The organism is Allorhizobium sp. NPDC080224 (assembly GCF_050281005.1).
GTDB lineage: Bacteria > Pseudomonadota > Alphaproteobacteria > Rhizobiales > Rhizobiaceae > Allorhizobium.
In genome coordinates this window covers 2828305-2846630 of sequence record NZ_JBNNWJ010000001.1, presented here as the reverse complement: position 1 = coordinate 2846630, position 18326 = coordinate 2828305, and the positions used below count along the sequence as shown (strand labels likewise).

Below are 18326 nucleotides of genomic sequence, written 5' to 3'. Positions count from 1 at the left end.
CTAGGCGTGGATGCCAGCATCGACGGCGTCGATATAATCGAGCACATCGTCAGCGCGTCCATTTCGCACCAGCTGCATCGCTGTCATGCCCGAGAAGCCGGGGAGGGGTTGGGAGCGATACCAGGCATAGGCCATCAGCGCCGAGCCGAAGCGGGGTTCGACCTTATTGATGATTTCCGCCACTTCGCGCAAACGGCGCTGCGTCTTGTCTGAACGGATCCGGTCCTTGCGTTGAACCGCATCCTTGCCAAGGCCCGCTGTCCGGGCAATGTCTTCGCTGGTCGTCCGCAGGGTTTCTGCAATCTTGCGTGGGGAAAACAGCCCGTCCTCGGCATATTGGGCAAGGCTCATGGTCGTTGCGTCCATTCTCTTATCGCCGATAGTTCTGACGCAAATAGCGTCAGGATGATGGAGTTTCCAGAACAGCCGGCGCGGATGACTGAGCGCCAGATCAGCCGCGCAGTTTGCAGATCAGGGTTTGGTCAGCCCTTCCGCAGAACCGCCTCCAACAAAGCCTGCTGCTGATGAAAGACAATTGAAGAGCGCTATTCCGGTTGTCATAGTTTCGGAGGGTCACAGGCGTGTCGATGTCCGGGCGATCAACGATGCTGTTCGATCAGCACTGCAAGCGCGGGGAGTTTTGGCGAAAGCTGATACGGGGAGAGCCGGTGCAGGGCATCCGTGAGCTCAGGTACAGGATGGGGGCAGAGCCAACCGGGAGATTGTCTACCAGACGAATGATAGCAAGCGCGGCTTTGCGCCAGGTGACCGGATCGTGCTGCTGGAGAACAATCGGATCTCAGGATGAATAACGGCATGCTGGGGACGGTTACTGCCGTCGAGCCTGACGCAGTACAGGTAAGGCTCGACGGCGCGGGGCAGAATACCGCCCGTATGATCTCCATACCAGTCAGAAGTTACCAGAGTTTTGACCATGGCTTTGCTACGACAATCCACAAGTCGCAAGGCGCAACGGTCGACCGGGCCTTCGTCATCGCATCCACCACAATGGATCGGCATCTGACCTATGTGACGGTGACCAGCCACCGGCATGCTGTCGGGCCCTATGCTGGGCGCGATGAGCTCCAGGATCTGAATGCGCTTGCCGAGCCTTGGTAGCTCCGGCGCCAAGGAAACGGTGCTCGACTACACCAATGCCTTTGCCGCACGGGCGGGGCTGGAGGAGGGCATTTCTCTCCGGAGTGAGATGGTCATGGCCGCAACGCCACACCGGGATGGCGCACACCGAGCTGACGATCGGCCGGCGGCTCACTACGGCGCTGTGGGTGAGCGCGTTCGCTCGCCCGCCGATCGGCAGCCCTTGGAGCCGGAGGCGGGGTCTGAGAGTGATCAGAGGGGTGTGGGTGAGCAACTTGGGGTGCCGCCGCTGGTGCCTGCCATTACGACTTCCGCGCGGACGGTCGATCAGGTGGCGCGGGAGGCGGCGGCACAGCATATGGAGGGGGGGTGGGAGACGGTAGGCTCCCTGGGTGCCGGGGTCATTGTCGATCGCGACCGGTTTGTCGAGCTGGTCGCGAAAAGCATTCAGCAGCGGGATGGCGACGTCAGTGCCCTGGCAAAAGCAGTGGCCGAGCCGCCGGAAGTGTTTGGCGCGTTGCGAGGCAAGGCCGGATCGTTCGGGGAAACAGGGAGCGGAAGGAGGTTCGTCATCTGGCGGGATCACTTGCCGCTCACGTGGGCTACACCGGAAGGACTGGATCCGGCGTCAAGAACAGGCGGTCGATACCGAGCAGTGGAGGCGGGAGAAGAAGGATGTGATCGAGGTGCCGGGTCTGAGCCCAGGAAGTGAGGCTATCCTTGGGCAGATGGTAGGCCTCGGCAGTTCGCAGAGGCCAGTATTTCTGGAGAAGCTCGTTCAGACGCCGGAAGGGAGGAAGACGCTTGCGGAGGCAGAGGCCATCACCGATGCGATGAAAGAGCGGTTTGGGACCGATGATCTGCGCAACAAGAACCTAGGTTGAAACATACTTAGCAAAACGCCCGAAACTGTTCAGACAAACCGAGACACTTCTCGAGGAGGTGGAGGGGTTTGCGTGTTAAGAGGCATCAGTGAGCCTGAGGCAATCAAAGACAGTTTTCAGATCGACTTGGATAGTGCATAACCGCAAATAAGACGAAGATTATCTATACACATATCAGAGCGTTCTTTGGGTGCGGTGGCGATGTCAAATTTAGTAAAGCAGGGTCTAGCGTTGCGAGATGCGGTGCCGCAGGAAGAGCAGGAGACGTTCGCAAAAATCGTCATTTCGACGCCCCTCAGCATCATCGTCCCCACCTTTAGAGAGTGCGAGAACATTCCTCGGCTGATCGAGCGAGTACGGGCTCTCAAAGAGGCGCACGACATTTCGCTTGAGCTGATCTTCATGGACGATCAGAGCCGCGACGGCAGTGTTGAGGTCGTGGCCGCCACAGGGCTCGACTGGGTAAGAATCTTGGAGCGTGACGGGGAGCGCGGGCTCAGCCCAGCTGTGATCGACGGTTTCCGGCTGGCGCGCAACCCGGTGCTCGTCTGCATGGACTGCGACCTGAGCCATCCACCGGAGAAGATCCCTCAACTCATTCTGGCGTTGTCCTCCGGCCAGCAGTTTGTGATTGGATCGCGCTATGTCCCAGGTGGTTCGACCGATGATGACTGGGGCTTCCTTCGCTGGCTCAACAGCCGGATCGCCACTCTTATGGCTCGCCCGTTGACGTCGGCACGCGATCCGATGTCGGGCTTCTTCGCCTTGCGTCGGGCGGATTTCGAGAAGGCGAGGGAGCTTAATCCAGTCGGCTACAAGATCGGCCTCGAGTTGATTGTAAAATGCGGCTTCGAAAACGTAGCCGAGGTGCCCATCCACTTCGCCGACCGTGTTTATGGCGAGAGCAAGCTGACGCTTAAGGAGCAGCTGAAGTATCTTCAGCACATCCGCCGCCTCTACATCCACGAGTTCGGGAATGCGATGCATTTCCTCCAGTTCTTGGTCGTTGGAGCTTCCGGAACGGCGGTCAACCTGCTGGTGCTCTCAGCAATACTCCTAACCGGGCTACCTGAAGCCGTGTCATTAGCCGGCGGCATTGCGGTCAGTCTTGTGACCAATTTCCTTCTGAACCGCCGCTTCACTTTTAGCTACGCGCGAGACCGCAATCCTTGGAAGCAGTTCGCCGGGTTCGTCGGCGCATCCGCGGTTGGTCTGGCTGTGAATTATGGTGTCGCCCTCTATCTCGTATCCGCTGTTCTACCCGAGCGTCCGACATCGGTTTATTTCGCAGCACTGGCGGGTGTAGCGAGCGGGATGCTCTTCAATTTTCTGGGAAACCGCTACTTGGTCTTTCGCAAGAGGTACATTCGTCGATGAATCAATCCTTGACAGCTGGACTGTCGGCGCTGATCTGCTTCCTGTTTGTCGCCGGCGCCGGATATTTCTCATCTCAACAGACGATCTGGGTAGACGAGACGACCCAGCTTTCGGGTTTGGCGCTGCCCCTGGATTCGCAGCTTCAATGGCTTGTCGGTCGTTCGGAGTTGCAACTCGGTGTGCCGCCAGACCGGATGCCGCCCCTGAGCTACTGGGCCGGGACGCTCTGGGCGGCCTTGTTCGGTCTCTCTGAGGCCACGATGCGTTGGTTCGGTGTTTTTGCGACACTGGCAGCTGCGCCCGCGCTATACCTCGCAGGGCGTATGCGGGGGGGGGTGACGGGCGGACTTTTCGTCATGGCTGTGGTGTTTCTCTCGCCAAACACGCTGGTCATGGCGGGGGAGATCCGCGCTTATCCGCTGTTCCTCACGCTCTCGGCTTGGAGTGTTTGGGCCTTCTTGCGCTGCCTGGCCCCCGATACCGGCAATCGGATCGGTAGGCTCGCGGCGCTTACGATCCTGCTTGTGCTGACAGCCTACACGCATTTCTTTGGAATTGTCCTCGCTGGAGCGCTCCTCGCCACTCTTCTGATCGAGCGCATCCTGTCGGGCGATAGCGTTCGCCCGATCCTCCTTGCCGGTCTATGCGGCGCTGTAGCGCTGGGCGGTCTCGTTCCGTTCGTTCTCAGTGCGGTCGCTAAATCCGGTGACGTGGGCGCGGCGACCGAATCTTCGCTGCGCGATGTTGCAGCGGCCAGTGCTAGGCTTTTCTTCCGGTTGTTCCTGCACGGCAGCCATAGCGTGTATATGAGCGTCTTGCTTGCGACGGGCCTAGGGCTGCTGGGCCTTGCGATCCTGACGCTGGCGCGTTTACGTCGTAAGGTGGATAGAGAGACTTTCGGACCGCGGCAGGGGGCCTTTATACTTCTGCCGCTCATGCTGGCAGGTATTGCATTGCCCATCCTGGACCTCAGCATCGGCAGTTTTGAGGTGCTTGCACCCCACTACAATCTCTGGATGGTCCCGTTGGCGGCGGTCTTTATCGCCGGGGCCTTCGCGCCCAATCCGGGCCACGCATGGTTCACCCGCAGCGCGCAGGTCTTCGGGGTCATTGTGCTCGTCGGGTATCTCGCAGCGAATGCAATTGTCCTACGGCATGCCCCAGTCTACAGCCATGGTCCAGGCGAATGGCTCGCCGAGCTTTGGGTCGAGACGCAACGCCCTGCCATTGTTCACGATGAAACAGGGCACTGGGGTCACGCTTATTTCCCCCTTCACTATCTGAGCAATGGTGACGCCGTTCAGATGCTTTCCCGAAACGATGGAACGCTGTGGCGCATACAACCCGTCGGCCTCGAACCCGTCACTGACTCGACAGCTTATCTGTCGACATTCAATCACGTCATGCGCGTGCGGGTGGAAACCATGAACAGTGGCGATCTCGCGCAGATTGTCCGCGGTGAGGTTTCTTGCAAGCCGCAACCCCCGGCAGGCGCTGAGTTGGTCAGTTTAAAATACTTCTGCGCTTACACCGCAGCTTCTGTCTTCGTCGTGCCAAACATTTAGCAATAGCCGCCATTTTAAGCGTAACTGAAGCCGATGTGGCAGAATTATTTAAGGACGATGGCCAATATAATTTTGCTGGCTGGTAGGCTGCATCAGGCTTGGCTTGTCCCTGACAGGCAGTGAGGAAGGCGAGCGCTTTGATGAGCGGGCTTTAACCACTCAGCCAGAAGGAAGCGGCCGGTTTCCATTATTGATCGATCGGCGCTCGGCTTTCGTGCCCGTGTGTCAGAGCCGAACCGACTTCGGGTTAGACGGCGAGCGCGAAGCGCAGCAGATTACGCACACGCCGAAGCTTTGCGCGAACATAGCCCATTTCTTCACGATGATAGGCCTTTTCAACGTAGCCAGTGTAATGGGCGACGAAAGCCCAGCCGACTGTTTTACTGCATTCTACTCCGAAGGTCGGCCCAGAACGGCGGTTTGCGGCAATGAAGTTCGCTGCAAAGCGTTGCAATGTCATTGCCTGTTCAGCCGGGATGCTGCGTGGATAATCCTTAGCTGGCAAATCGCCGTAAAGTGCGCTCGCAGTCAGGGCGGCCACGAAATAAGATCCTAATGGCGTCAGATGCACAGTGTCAGAAAAGAAGGCATCCGTGAGGTGGCGTCCTTTCAGCCTTTCAAATCCCGGCTGATCCGGGTTTTGCTGGAGATTTTCCAGCAAGGCTGCAAGCGCAAGGGATGCCGGAATCATCCCTATCGGTCGGCTGCCTTCTACACCCTTAAGGCCCTGATTGACATCGGCGACGGCGCACCGCCAGACAGGCCAAGCTGCACGCTCATAGGTAATCCAGTCCGAAAGGTCATTTTTGTCGGAGAGGCTGATCCAGGGGGTGAAGAACAGAATTTCCGCCTGCGGGCTGAAGCTGATGAAACGGTCTCGATAGGCACGCAGATATCTTTTTGTATCTTGCCAGAGAAGGGCGTCCAGCAGGCCATGCTGTTCTGTGATCAGCAGGACATCGTACGGCTTGTCATCAACCGCTCCCTTTTTCAGCGTCGCCAGGACATTCGCGGCATTGCCGCTGGCACTCTGTCCACGTTCAAAGCCTGTCCACGGGCGAGAGGGGTCCTGACCGAAGGAGCGGTCCTTGATCGAGGAGCCGTCAGCGTGCTGCCCGTCCCAGGAGATTGCCAGGCCGGAGACTGCAGTGATTTCCTGGAGGAAATCCGGCATGGGGCGTGCAGTTAGACTGTGGCCGGAAACGAAGATCCGGCGTTTGCCGATCATCTCCTGCGGATCGGGTAAAGACACGTCCACGCGACTGTCCCTTTCGTTATGTGAAATTCGTCCTGTGGACGTCAAAGCGATCCCGATCCCGATCCCGATAATGACGGCGCATGCAAGAATCGGGACGGCGCGAGGTCGTGTCATGTAAATGCCTTTAGCAGTTCCGCACGCCGGCGATAGAGTGTGGCTTCATCGAAGCGCGTTCCCGACAGAGCGGCGTTTTGGATGTGTTTTGCAAGCGCTTGCCGGTTTTGATGGAGTTCGGCGATTTTCTGTCCAAGCTCTGCGGGATTGTTGAGCGGCGTCAGCGCCCCGCCGCCGTGGAGCGAGAGCAGATCTTGCGGGTAGGGCGAGGAATAGCCGACGATCGGGCAACCGCTGACCAGAGATTCGATCAGGCAGCGTGGGGATTCCGGGGTCTTGTGGCAGAACAACAAGACATCACTCTCCCGCATTGCCTGCAATACGGTCTCGCGGTCAGAGACGTGCCCCATCAGCTTCACCCGATCCGTCAGGTTTTTTTTGCCCAGCGCCTCCTGCATGCGCGCAATCAGCGGTCCGTCTCCGAGCCAGCGGGCCTCAAATTCGACCCCTTGCGCGGCCGCCTCAGCAAGGCTGGAAATCCAGTCTTCAGGCCCCTTCATCTCCACTGCCCTGCCTGCGTAGAGGATGCGCAGTGGTGCTCCGGACATCACCCGCGCCGTTTTGATCAGCAGATCTTCCTCGCTGATTTTGTCCTCTTCATCCGTGTGCACGTCATACATGCAGACCGGATTAGAAGAGGCTTTCTCGTAGGCGTTGAACGTGTCCCGTCCCTGGAACAGCCCCAGAGCGCTGCGGCCGATCAGGTAGCGATGATATCGCTTCATGATCGGAAGTGTCGCCCGCTCTTTGATCCGACGGCGGAAACTGAGCGTCGGCAGTGTGCGGGCGATCACGTCGTGCTCCACCCTATCGAACCAGACTGCGAACTTGCGGCCCTGAGCGTTAGCTTCAAGTGCGGCAACCGCTCCCCAGTCCCCGAAAAGATAGCCAAGGGTGAAGCAGAGATGGTCGACCTGACGAATATGCTCACCCAAGACAGTGCGGGTGCGCTTGTAGCTTCGAAGAAAGCTGTTGATCCGGTAGGCGTGAGGTAATGCGATGAACTCGATACGGTCCGCTTGGGGGTGATCAGTGACATCCAGCCATGTGACGGATGTCTCCTCCTCCTTCTCCCTGTTGAGTGCGATCCCGGCAAACTTTACCCACCGGAAATTCTCCGCATAGCGTGCAAGGCCCGCATAAGTCTGGTCATCAATTTGCAGCCCGCGGGGCCCAGCTTTCAATCGCACGGCCGTTACCAGCAGGACGCTTCCTTGCTGGAGTGTCTCGGATGCGCATTGGTGCAAGTGCGAGGTAGTCTCCAGGGCGTGGCCTTCTGTGGCAATATTCATGCAGTCAAGCTCCCTAGCCGGGCAACCGGAACAGTGACGCCGGTGACGATGCAGCCATGGGCGAATGCGACCCGCCCTTCGAAGATCGAACCCTTGCCGAACATGCCGACAGGGCGTTGCAACTTCGCCTGAAAACAGGTCTCGGCGAAGGTGACCTCCAGATCCTGGAAATCGAGAATGGTCCCCGTCAGGGGATACTGGCATTTGTAGACAGCTTCCTTGGCGCTGAAGAGGATACGTGCCAAAAGAAGCCGCTCTTCAGGCAATTTGTCATCCAGTGCCGCCTTTTCGCCTGGCGAGCAGATGGCATCGAGAAGTTCGGATGGCAGATCTTCGGCCGGTTCGACATCCACGCCGATGGCACCGTGTCTTTCGCCCTTGCGAGCGACCGCAGCCAAGCAGAAGGTCGCGCAATGGCTGATGCTTCCGATCAAATGTGCCGGCCAGACGGGTGATCGGTCCGGTGCTGCCGGTATCGCAACCGGCAGCTCCCCCAGAAGCTCCATTGCCAGCCGTGCACAAGCGCGAGCGGCGTGAAACTCGCGCTTGCGGCGTTCTACAGCCTGTTGAACATATTTCATCTCCTGCGGGTGTGCCTCGACACATGCGAGCCGTGGATCTGTGCAAGCCAGCGCCACCCCTGGACCGAGAAAATCCTCCAAAATGTCATTCGCAGCCATCATGTCCTGGGTCGGCTGAGCGCCGCGCGTCTGTCACCCAATGCCGCGCGTCGCGTCGCCGCCCTGTCCGCGACCTGGCTCAGCCGTTCGTCCGCTTTCCCCCGATCGAAAAGATGCGCCGCCAGGGTTCCAACCGTTGGAAAGCGAAACACGTCCGTGATCGTCAGTTCAGGCGCGATGCTTGCTTTGAGATCGCGATGCAGTTGCACGGCGAGAAGCGAATGGCCGCCGATCGCGAAGAAGTTGTCGTTCAGTCCGACGCGATCAAGGCCCAGTGTGCGTCGGTAGGCTTCGGCAAGATCCCGTTCCAGCGTGTTCTCCGGCGCGACGAAGATCTCGTTTGCCACAGGTTTCGTCGTCGCTTCCGGCTTCGGGAGCGCCTTGCGGTCCACCTTGGCATTCGGTGTCATTGGAAAAGCATGAAGAACCACGAAATGGGCGGGGACCATATAGTCAGGCAGGATATCGGATAGATGTCGACGCAGGATCTCCTCGTCAAGCAGCGACTGGTTCATGCGAAGGTAAGCGACGATCCTGACATCGTCAGCCCGATCCTCCCGCGCGACCACAACAGCTTCGGCGACGCCTGGATAGGCCGATAGCACTGTTTCGATCTCGCCAAGTTCAATACGGTAGCCGCGCACCTTGACCTGATGATCGGTACGGCCGAGGAACCGCAGCGTCCCGTTCTGGGAACGACAGACCAGATCGCCGGTCCGGTATATGCGGCCAGGTGCAAACGGGTTGGGCAGGAAGCGCTCGCGTGTCAGATCCTCGCGGTGCAGATATCCCCGTGTCACCCCGTCCCCGCCGATGTAAAGTTCGCCAGGCTGGCCGGGAGCCGTCAGCCGTCCGGCGGGATCGAGCACGTAAAGCTGGGTATTGGCGATCGGAAGACCGAGTGGAACAACGCTTTCCGACATGTCAGCAGGCATCGTCGAAGACCAGATCGTCGTCTCCGTTGGACCGTACATATTCTCCACGCTGGCATCGCTCACGGCCCTGATCTCTTGCAGAAGCGACCTGGTCAAGGCCTCTCCGCCAACAAAGAGATGAGCTATTTTGGAAAAAGCCGCCCTGTCGGCCTCGTTGACCAGAAACATGCGGATCATCGAAGGCGTACATTGAAGATGCGTGATACCATGGCGACGCACATCTTCGTGGAAACTGCCGGCATCGCTTTCGATCTCAGCTTCGGGCCGATCTACACGCGCCTGCGCCACGGCCTTGGCCAGAGGCTCAAGGCGCTCAAGGACAAGCGCCGAGGGGACGCCGAAATCGATCAGGCAGGCAATTTCGTCGACACCGATGTCTTCGAGTTGCCGGATGCGGGCCATTGCGTCATCGATCGTGCCGAACAGGCCACTGTCTTCGAAGTAGCGAAGAAACGCGAACTCGAGAATGCTATCCAGTTCAGCGGCATCCAGTGACTGAAGATCGATGTCGTGGGCGGCTGTGGCACCTGCCGGCTTCTTGAAGGCCGGGAAAGCCCAGGCATACTGCTTGATCAATGCGGCTGCGCTCTGAAGATAGGCCTTCATCGGCCCCCGGGCTGCCTCCCTGACATCCTCCCGGTTGTCGCCGAGAAGTGTGTGGAGCATCAGTGTCACCTTGAAGTCGCTCGGGGAGCGGCCGCATTCGACCAGGGTTTCGCGGTAGATCCTGATCTTCAAGGCCAGCTCGTCGATCGATTGGCCCAGCAGGTGAGTGAGGACATGGGTGCCGGCACGAGCGGCTTCGCGATACGTCTCGGGATTACCAGCCGTCGTCAGCCATACGGGAAGCTCCGGCTGAAGTGGTCGCGGCTGGGTGATAACACCGGCCATTCCGTGACCGAAATCGAAGTCCATTTGTTCGCCTCGCCACAGTCGGCGGACGGTTTCGATCCCTTGCATCAGCGCCATTTTGTTGTTTGGCGGCGCATTCTCCGGACGAAGCACGAAGTCTTCAGGCATCCATCCCGAGGCAAAGGCGAGGGCTACCCTTCCGTTGCTCAGATTGTCGATCACGGCCCATTCTTCGGCAATCCGGATCGGATGGTGGAGCGGCAGGACGCAACTACCCGCTCTGATCGACAGGTTCCGTGTGATAGCGGCGACGGCGGCTCCGGTCACCGCCGGGTTGGGATAGGGGCCGCCAAAGGCGTGGAAGTGCCGTTCCGGCGTCCAGATGGACTGAAAGCCATTGTCGTCAGCAAATTTGGCACCTTCCAGAAGCAGGTGATATTTGGCAGGTCCGGCACCGTCATCATTGCCCCAGTAGAAGAGGCCGAAGTCCATCGGCCTGGAGCCCGGCGGGCGACCTTCCCTGACCTTGCTCTTGCCAACTTTTGGTTGTGAGGAGTGAATGACGACCTTGAAACCACGTGCGAGTGTCCAGAATAACTCCAGGACCGAAATGTCAAAGGAAAGGCTCGTGACAGCGAGCCAGACCGGCTGCAGATCGCGATCATAAGTGATGCGTTCGTCCATGCCGACGAAGAAATTGGTGACGTTTCGATGCTCCACCATCACGCCCTTCGGCCGCCCCGTCGAACCCGAAGTGTAAATCACGTAAGCGAGGTTTTCACCTGAGACCTGCACCTCTGGCTTGGCGGCTGAGAGATTTGCCGCAAGAATGTCCTCAATGAAGACGGTGCGCGTGCCCGGCTCATGAAGGGCAGCAGCCGTCATGCGACTGGAAAGAATGATCTCCAGACGGCTATCCTTGACCATGTAGGACAGTCGATCCGTCGGAAAGTTCGGATCCAGCGGCAGATAGGCGCCGCCTGCCTTCTGAATGGCCAGAGCTGCCACCGGAAGATTGGTGCAGCGTGGGATATTGAGCCCGACCATGGTGTCGGGACCGACCCCCATTGAAATGAGCGTCTGGGCAATGCGGTTGGCGCGCTCGTCCATGTCCCGGTAGCTGATCTGCTCGTCCCGCCATGCGATCGCAATCGCATCAGGCGTTGTTGCGGCCTGCTGTTCGATCAGCATGTGCATACACGCTGTCGGATCGAAGGGCCTTGCGCTGTCGTGACAGCCATTCTGGACCATGTCCAGTTCGATATCCGTCATGAGCGGCATTTCCGCGACCAAAGCGTCGTCGGTCGTAAACGCTGCGGCGAGTATCTCTATGCGTCGCGCATATTGAGTGGCCACATGGGATGCGAGGCGAGCCTCATCGACAATCATGCAGATGCCAGCATCTGCCTCATCGATGACGAAGGTCAACGCGCAACCTGCCAGGCCCTGGCCGTCGATCGGCGGTCTTCCATCGATGAGCCCGACACTGTAATGCGGCTGCGCCACATCGGGGTGTCGCCAAATGAGGTCTGCAAGATGGCTTCCGCGCTCGCGCAGGCTTGCAATGTTCTCGCCAATTGCGACCGTAAGCGTTGCTGCAGTGTCGGCGGCGTCCACATGGAGGCGGAGCGGTACGGCCTCTGCGAAATAGCCCGGGAAACGGCTGGCCAGGTCTTGGGTCTTTGGACCGGCATACGCGATGTCGAACCCGTCCTGTGTCGACAGCCGCGCCAGGAATGCGACAATCGCCGCAATGCGCCTGTCACGAGGCAGGTGGACCGGAAACTCCAGCCCAATTGTCGTGAAGCGCGTTTCGCCGACCGACCGGTCCGCGACGTCGACCAGCTTGACGTCTTCCACCGACCTCAATCTGTGGATGAAATGATCTTCATGTCTGACCAGATCGCCAACGGCCGACGTCAGCGCGTCGATCTCACCTTCGGAAAGAAGCGGTAGGCGGTCACCCGGACGCACGCAGTCGCGGAGCTTCGTTTCCGTGTGCCGATCCTGCTTTACGGCCTCAAGCAGCACGCTGCCGCGCCCGGTGGCAACGACCACGCCTTCTGCCTCAACCGCGAGAACAATGCCGGGCTCTGCGAAACCCTCGGCTGTGTCACGCACTGTAAGGCTGCGAACGATGAATACGCCGTCCTTGAGCCGTAGCTTCGGGCAGACGAGGCGATTGGCGTAGCCCGATCCAAAATTCAAGCCGCGAAAAAGGCGAAAGAGTTGCTCGGCTGGCCGATCGAAAAGAAGAGTACCCGCCGCATCCGGCCGTTTGGTCTTCGCGTAGTAATTGCGAAGCGACAGGTCCTGAGCGACCCGCGGCAGAGAGGATTTAGCGATCGCGTCAAGCAGGGTCGCGAAGGAATCAATGCCGGCAGCAAAGCACTTGGTGTTGAGGCTCAGGCTCGTGTCGTCGGCGCTTATGTCGAAATCGGCCTGCACATGAATGCAGCCTTCGTCAACGCCATCGGTGATCTCGTGCCATGTGACGCCGAAGCGGGTCTCACCTTGCATAACGGCCCAGGCCGGTACGTTGAGGCCGGCAAACCGGGGCAGGGGGCCGTCATGGAAATTGATCGCCCCGAACCGGGCTTTGCGCAACACCGGCGAAGGGATGATGCGAAGGTTTGCGATACTGAAGAGATAATCATAATCGATCGTCTCTACCGCATGCTCAAGACTGGCCCCCCACTCCACCGTCGGGATGCTGTTTCGGCCGGCCCAGCTTCTGACCGCATTGTTGGAGGTGACAATTGCGGCGATCACGTTCCCGCGATCGAGAATGAGCTGTCCGCATTGGACCAGGAGGGATTCATTGCCGATCAATAGGCACTTAAACATCCAAGACTTACTCCAACACTTTGTCAGCGGCGCAAATGAGCCTATACGCGCCGGTCGGAACGGGAGATCCAACATAGTCAGCGCATGAGATGACGGTTACGTTGAATATAGACCACCTATCCTTAAATTGGCTGAAAAAACCTGCTAAATCAATTGTTAACTGCCAGTCTGCGACTTTTGTGTGCGCGTGGAACCTGTGCGGTTTAATTATCTGCTATGTACTTTTGTTTAGAAGTTTCCGGTGGTGGCAGTCCTCATGGACGCAGTCTTGCTACGCGCATATCAAAGCAGCAATGTTTTTGCTGTAGCCTGCGTGTACTCACTCGGTCAGGGACAGTCGGGATGGTCAGTTTTGCGATGTATTTGCTCGGGTGGGGACTGTGATGAAGATCGGTTATTTCCTCAACACCTATCCCGTACCGAGTGCTACATTTATCAGACGCGAGATTGAGGCGCTCGAGGCGCGCGGGCAGGTCGTTGTCCGGTTTGCTGCGCGAAGGTTCACAAATGCTCTCGTCGATGAACGGGACCTCGCAGAAGCTTCGAAAACGGCCTACCTGCTGCAGGGCAGCGGCATGACACTGCTTACCTCCTTCGCACGGGAACTGCTTGGCAATCCGCGCGGGGTGGGGCGTGCGCTGGTCGCGTCCATAAAGCTCTTCAGGCACGGAAAGGCGGGGGTCGTGCGACACGCTGCCTATCTGATGCAGGCGGCAGACCTGCGCCAGAAAGCGCGTCTCGCCGATATCGACCATTTTCATGCACATTATGGGACCAACGCGACGACCGTGGTGATGCTGTCTCATCTGATGGGTGGCCCCCGGTACAGCTTTACCGCCCACGGCCCAGACGAATTTTTCAATGAGACCGCAGCGAATTTTGGACTGAAGATCCAGCATGCAGCTTTCGTCATAGCCATCTCCGACTATTGCCGCAAACTTTTGGTCGATCGATGTCTGTCTGCGGATGATCACGAGAAGATCGCGATCGCCCGATGCGGTCTTGAGCTTGATGAATTCCAGCCATGCGCGCCGGTGGCATCAAACAATCACACCTTCGTCTGTGTTGGTCGGCTTTGTCCGCAAAAGGGGCAGGTCCACATCCCGGCGGCCGTGGCAGCACTTCGTGACGAGTTTCCTGATCTGCGGGTAATTTTGGTCGGAGACGGTGAAAGCCGCTCAGAGATTGAGGCGGAAGCTGAACGCCATGGCCTGGAAGGGGACAGGATTGTCTTTAAAGGTTGGGCAGCAAATGCGCAGGTAAAGCGTCTGATTTGCGAAAGCCGTGCGCTTCTGCTTCCCAGTTACCATGAAGGCTTGCCGATTGTCCTGATGGAGGCTTTGGCACTGGCGCGCCCCGTCGTCACAACCAGGATCACCGCCATTCCCGAGTTGGTCGACGCCAGTTGCGGCTGGCTGGTGTCGCCCGGAGATCACGATGAACTTGTCGCGGCCTTGCGGGCAGCCCTTCTCGCCACGCCGCAAGATCTGGACATAATGGGGCTTGCCGGCCAACAGCGAGTCGCGCGATTGCATGATATTCGCGATCTCGCAGAGGCGCTTTGCCGAAATATTGAAGCTGTCGCACACTGATCTCCTGATGCCACCCTCCATTGCGCGGAAACGTATACTCCCCCAGTCCGTCTCGCCCGGATGGTCCGGCCCACGAAAGTAAACTGATGTCGTCCATTTCAGAGAAGCGGATTTTCAACGGCGCCCTTTGGACCGTGGGAACCTATGCGTTGACTGTGGTGCTCCGCTTCGGCTCCAATGTCGTCTTGACCCGGCTCGTCGCACCAGATGTCTTCGGGATGGTCATGATCGTCACCACTTTGAAGATCGGGATGGAACTCCTGACCGATGTCGGGATCGGCCAATCTGTCGTGCGCAACGAGAACGCCGATAATGTGCGGTTTCGCTATACGGCCTGGACGCTGCAGGTTCTGCGCAGTTTCCTTCTTTGCACGCTGCTCTTGCTCGCCTCCTTTCCGCTTGGTGCATTTTATGATGTCCCGCCTGGCATCCTGCAATTGGGTGCCCTCACTATCATGGTACTCGGTTCCGCTTCGACGGTTCACTACTATATGCAACGGCATATGCAGCTGAAGAAAATGAACATCTTCGATCTCGTCTGCGATATTGCCTCGATCGTCCTTGTGCTCGGTTTTGCCTATCTCAGCCCGACGGTCTGGTCGATCATGGTCGCCAGCGTTGTCGCGGCCCTCTTCCGGGCTGCGACAAGTTATCTGCTGCCGGGTGCCCGCAACTGGTTTGCCTGGGAGGGACCCTATGTTCGTGAGATCCTCTCGTTTGGGAAGTGGATCTTCCTGTCGTCGATGCTAGTCTTTCTCGCCAACAGCTTCGACAAGCTTTTCCTGGCGCAGTCCGTGCCGCTTGCCGTGTTTGGTATCTATGCGATTGCAAGGACGATTTCTGAGCTTCCCGCGACCCTGGTGGCAAGGGTCAGCTTTCAACTCGTATTCCCCTTGATCTCAGCCAATTCTGGAGAAGTCCGCGCGACTATGCGACGGCAAGTCGGACCAATGCGCCTCAAGCTTCTGCTTGTTGTGGCCGTCGGCTTGGCGCTGACCGTCGTCCTGTCCGATATAGCGGTCGGGATTATCTATGATGCACGCTATGGCGAAGCGGGCTGGATGCTCGCCTTGCTCCTGATCGCGTCCTGGTTCGCAATTTTGTGCACCGTCAACGAATACACGATGATGGGGCTCGGCAAGCCCGCCTATGGCGTGGCAGGCAACATCGTCAAGCTTCTTGCCCTCGTGTCTCTTACTCCTGTCGGGATACACTACCTGGGTCTTCCAGGTGCGATACTCGCCATCATAGCCGGAGAAATTCTGCGCTACTTTCCGGTGCTTCGCGGACAATTTGCGGAAGGCCTATCCTTTGTTCGGCAAGACCTCCTGCTCCACTTGGTCTTTTTCTCAGCGCTTGCACTGTTTCTGCTTCTACGTTTTGAAATCGGCTACGGAACGCCCTTCGAGGCCGTCTCGCTGCCGGCATGGAGCAGACTATGACGGCCATTCCAGACCCGGGCCTGAACGATGTCGGCGTCGTCTTGATTGGGCGCAACGAGGGCGCTCGTCTCCTTGGCTGCCTTGCATCCTTGGGAGGCCTTGCCTCGAGAGGGGTGTATGTGGATTCCGGTTCCACCGATGGCAGCGTCGAAGCAGCGAAGCAGATGGGTCTGACCGTGGTCATACTGCCTTGCGACCAACCATTCACGGCTGCACGCGCGCGCAATGCCGGTTTCGAGGCCCTGGTGAAATCGGTGCCAAACCTTGCTTTCGTTCAATTCCTCGACGGCGACTGCCAACTTGCCAATAATTGGGTGGAAACAGCGCGTGCCTATATGGTCGCCAACGCCGGACTTGCAGTGGTTTGCGGGCGCCGGCGTGAAATGTTTCCGGAGGCGTCAATTTACAATCTGCTTTGCGACGAAGAGTGGAACACACCGGTCGGCGAGGCGGAGGCTTGCGGGGGCGATTGCCTTGTTAGATGCACAGCCTTTCTCGAAGTCGGTGGTTACGCCTCGAAATTGATCGCGGGTGAAGAGCCTGAAATGTGCCTCAGGATGCGCGAGCGAGGCTGGACGATCTGGCGGATCGATGCGGAAATGACCCTGCACGATGTCAATATCAGACACTTCCATCAGTGGTTCAAACGCTCGGTTCGGGCAGGGCATGCCTATGCGGAAATCTCTATGCTGCACAGAAAGTCCACGAAACGGATCTGGTCCACCAATTTGCAGCGCTCCGTGGTATGGGGTGCTTGTATACCAGCGCTGGCACTGATCGGCGGCGTGATCCACTCCGGCCTGTTTCTGCTTCTACTGCTTTACCCCGTCCAGATCCTCCGCTTGGTTCAGCGAACCGGGATGACAGAACGCACAAGTTATAAACGCGCAAGCCTTATGGTGCTGGGTAAATTTGCTGAAGCAAAGGGTGTCGCACATTATGCCACGGGTGTGTTTTTCAAGCGGCGGAAGGCCATAATCGAGTACAAGTAGACAGAGACGTCAGTCGCCGCTACGGCTGCGATCTGTCCGTATCCAGGACGACGTTCTCAAGCGGGCGAGACTACGTGGCGCAGACGCCAGTCTCGCCAGGATTAGCCAGGCCGCCCGCATGGCGGCGCGAGGGGGGAGTATCTCCTGACCGAACTTCACCCACGCGATGAGCGTCATCGCAAGCGCTACGGTCAGATTGAACGCGGCAATAAGCACTGCCGCTAAAGCCCCTTCGGCCAGGAGGCTGGCGATCAGACTGATGGCAAAGAGCAGGCCGAGCATGAGAACAAATATGGTCAATGGCGGAATGGCCGTCGCCACAGCCGAAAGGGCTGCAGCCAGCCTTCCCTGATAAAGTGCTGTCGGAATAGCGCGCAAGGCTGACGAAATCAAAGAGATATGGCCCTGGATCCAGCGTCCACGCTGTGTATCAAGCCCTGTGGTCGTTTCAGGAAATGCACTGAGAACAACAGCGCGTTCACAAAACAGGGGTGGGTGACCTGCAAGAGCGAGTTTCAGGCCCATCTTCATGTCTTCCGCAAGATGTCCGTCGGCAAGGTCGAGCGTGCTGATTGTCGCCCACGGGAAAGCCATTCCGCTGCCGGTCAGGTGACAGGGCAGGCCAAGCCTATGCAGGCCTCGCTGTCTCACCCTGTTCTTGAGAGTGAAGGCGAATTCGCTAACCTTTGTACTCAACGGCCCGCCGGCGGGAGATGTCATCAGATAGAGCGATTGCGTTGGCCGCCCGCTCTTGGATGCCGTTGCCGCAAGCCAGCTAAAGGCGTCCGGCTCGGGAAAGCAATCAGCATCAACCATAATGACTATGGCCGGGGGGGACAGTGCGAGATGCCGGATGCCGGCGTCGAGAGCATAGCCTTTTCCCCGCAGTAATGCATCATGCCGCTCTATCACCTCGGCCCCCGCGGCGCGCGCGACGCTCGCGGTTCTGTCGGTGCAATTGTCGGCAACAACCAGAAGCCTGTCAGTCGAGGCCATTGCTTGGCGCATCGCCGAAAGCGTAGCACCGATTCCCACCTCCTCGTCGTGGGCGGGTACGAGAATTGCCACCGGTCCCGCAGGAGTCGGCTCTAACGATGTGTTTTCATGCTGTGGCAAAAGTGACGCCAAGAGCTGGGCAGCATACATAAGCACCAGAACCAACGCGCCAATGTTCATAACGAGGAGTGGCCACGTTATGACATGTTCACTAAAAGCCAATTTCAGCTCCTCGCAAGGCCTTATCCCGTTGGCTCTGCCAATCACGAAGGCTCTCGAAGACAAATACTACCAATTTTAGTCCATGCCAAAAAACATGTTCAACCTATGTTGCGTTTCGGCCAAGGTCAATTCACATTTGACTCCTTGCTTAAGTAGAAGCCTGTTAATGTTCCCGTGCTT

At 58.3% G+C, this 18326-nt stretch carries 13 protein-coding genes; 7 read left to right on the top strand and 6 right to left on the bottom strand.

What is annotated here, in order from left to right:
• The gene (locus ACQKP1_RS14025) at positions 1-351 is read right to left on the bottom strand and encodes an MbcA/ParS/Xre antitoxin family protein (protein WP_427276456.1); all 351 of its coding nucleotides are present in this window, start codon (positions 349-351) and stop codon (positions 1-3) included.
• A 465-nt stretch (positions 352-816) separates the two neighbouring features.
• Here ACQKP1_RS14025 and ACQKP1_RS14020 point away from each other — a divergent pair, with 465 nt between their 5' ends.
• The 4 genes from ACQKP1_RS14020 to ACQKP1_RS14005 all read left to right on the top strand — a co-directional run bounded on the left by ACQKP1_RS14020 (position 817) and on the right by ACQKP1_RS14005 (position 4924).
• Positions 817-1119 carry a hypothetical protein gene (locus tag ACQKP1_RS14020; protein WP_427275714.1) on the top strand — a complete coding sequence of 101 codons (303 nt, stop codon included), beginning with the start codon at positions 817-819 and terminating at the stop codon, positions 1117-1119.
• 656 nt (positions 1120-1775) lie between these two features.
• Positions 1776-1982, top strand: coding sequence for a hypothetical protein (locus ACQKP1_RS14015; RefSeq protein ID WP_427275713.1), 207 nt, complete (start codon positions 1776-1778; stop codon positions 1980-1982).
• Between the two features lie 201 nt (positions 1983-2183).
• Positions 2184-3359 carry a glycosyltransferase gene (locus tag ACQKP1_RS14010; protein ID WP_427275712.1) on the top strand — a complete coding sequence of 392 codons (1176 nt, stop codon included), beginning with the start codon at positions 2184-2186 and terminating at the stop codon, positions 3357-3359.
• 8 nt (positions 3360-3367) lie between these two features.
• Positions 3368-4924 carry a hypothetical protein gene (locus ACQKP1_RS14005; protein ID WP_427275711.1) on the top strand — a complete coding sequence of 519 codons (1557 nt, stop codon included), beginning with the start codon at positions 3368-3370 and terminating at the stop codon, positions 4922-4924.
• 247 nt (positions 4925-5171) lie between these two features.
• Here the strand turns inward: ACQKP1_RS14005 and ACQKP1_RS14000 are convergent, their stop codons facing one another.
• From ACQKP1_RS14000 to ACQKP1_RS13985, 4 genes are all read right to left on the bottom strand, one after another.
• On the bottom strand, positions 5172-6182 hold the full coding sequence (locus ACQKP1_RS14000; RefSeq protein ID WP_427275710.1) for a hypothetical protein: 1011 nt from the start codon (positions 6180-6182) through the stop codon (positions 5172-5174).
• A 110-nt stretch (positions 6183-6292) separates the two neighbouring features.
• Positions 6293-7588 carry a glycosyltransferase gene (locus ACQKP1_RS13995; protein WP_427275709.1) on the bottom strand — a complete coding sequence of 432 codons (1296 nt, stop codon included), beginning with the start codon at positions 7586-7588 and terminating at the stop codon, positions 6293-6295.
• Positions 7585-8169 carry a 4'-phosphopantetheinyl transferase family protein gene (locus ACQKP1_RS13990; protein WP_427275708.1) on the bottom strand — a complete coding sequence of 195 codons (585 nt, stop codon included), beginning with the start codon at positions 8167-8169 and terminating at the stop codon, positions 7585-7587. The genes ACQKP1_RS13995 and ACQKP1_RS13990 overlap by 4 nt, the downstream gene beginning before the upstream one ends.
• Positions 8170-8267: 98 nt before the next feature.
• Entirely contained in the window at positions 8268-12902 is a 4635-nt protein-coding gene (locus ACQKP1_RS13985) for a MupA/Atu3671 family FMN-dependent luciferase-like monooxygenase (protein ID WP_427275707.1), read from the bottom strand.
• A gap of 383 nt (positions 12903-13285) precedes the next feature.
• On the opposite strand from ACQKP1_RS13985, the gene ACQKP1_RS13980 reads away from it, so the two are divergent.
• The 3 genes from ACQKP1_RS13980 to ACQKP1_RS13970 all read left to right on the top strand — a co-directional run bounded on the left by ACQKP1_RS13980 (position 13286) and on the right by ACQKP1_RS13970 (position 16928).
• The gene (locus ACQKP1_RS13980) at positions 13286-14494 is read left to right on the top strand and encodes a glycosyltransferase family 4 protein (protein WP_427275706.1); all 1209 of its coding nucleotides are present in this window, start codon (positions 13286-13288) and stop codon (positions 14492-14494) included.
• Between the two features lie 86 nt (positions 14495-14580).
• Positions 14581-15936, top strand: coding sequence for an oligosaccharide flippase family protein (locus ACQKP1_RS13975; protein WP_427275705.1), 1356 nt, complete (start codon positions 14581-14583; stop codon positions 15934-15936).
• Complete coding sequence (locus ACQKP1_RS13970) at positions 15933-16928, top strand: glycosyltransferase family 2 protein (RefSeq protein WP_427275704.1); 996 nt, start codon at positions 15933-15935, stop codon at positions 16926-16928. Before ACQKP1_RS13975 ends, ACQKP1_RS13970 begins: the two co-directional genes overlap by 4 nt.
• A gap of 9 nt (positions 16929-16937) precedes the next feature.
• Here the strand turns inward: ACQKP1_RS13970 and ACQKP1_RS13965 are convergent, their stop codons facing one another.
• Positions 16938-18146, bottom strand: a complete 1209-nt coding sequence (locus ACQKP1_RS13965; protein ID WP_427275703.1) for a glycosyltransferase family 2 protein — start codon at positions 18144-18146, stop codon at positions 16938-16940.
• Positions 18147-18326: the final 180 nt, after the last annotated feature.

Coding starts and splice junctions, on each gene's coding strand:
- ACQKP1_RS13975 (WP_427275705.1), top strand. CDS start 14,581: ATGTCGTCCATTTCAGAGAAGCGGATTTTCAACGGCGCCCTTTGGACC.
- ACQKP1_RS14025 (WP_427276456.1), bottom strand. CDS start 351: ATGAGCCTTGCCCAATATGCCGAGGACGGGCTGTTTTCCCCACGCAAG.
- ACQKP1_RS14020 (WP_427275714.1), top strand. CDS start 817: ATGCTGGGGACGGTTACTGCCGTCGAGCCTGACGCAGTACAGGTAAGG.
- ACQKP1_RS13985 (WP_427275707.1), bottom strand. CDS start 12,902: ATGTTTAAGTGCCTATTGATCGGCAATGAATCCCTCCTGGTCCAATGC.
- ACQKP1_RS14010 (WP_427275712.1), top strand. CDS start 2,184: ATGTCAAATTTAGTAAAGCAGGGTCTAGCGTTGCGAGATGCGGTGCCG.
- ACQKP1_RS13980 (WP_427275706.1), top strand. CDS start 13,286: ATGAAGATCGGTTATTTCCTCAACACCTATCCCGTACCGAGTGCTACA.
- ACQKP1_RS13990 (WP_427275708.1), bottom strand. CDS start 8,169: ATGAAATATGTTCAACAGGCTGTAGAACGCCGCAAGCGCGAGTTTCAC.
- ACQKP1_RS13995 (WP_427275709.1), bottom strand. CDS start 7,588: ATGAATATTGCCACAGAAGGCCACGCCCTGGAGACTACCTCGCACTTG.
- ACQKP1_RS13970 (WP_427275704.1), top strand. CDS start 15,933: ATGACGGCCATTCCAGACCCGGGCCTGAACGATGTCGGCGTCGTCTTG.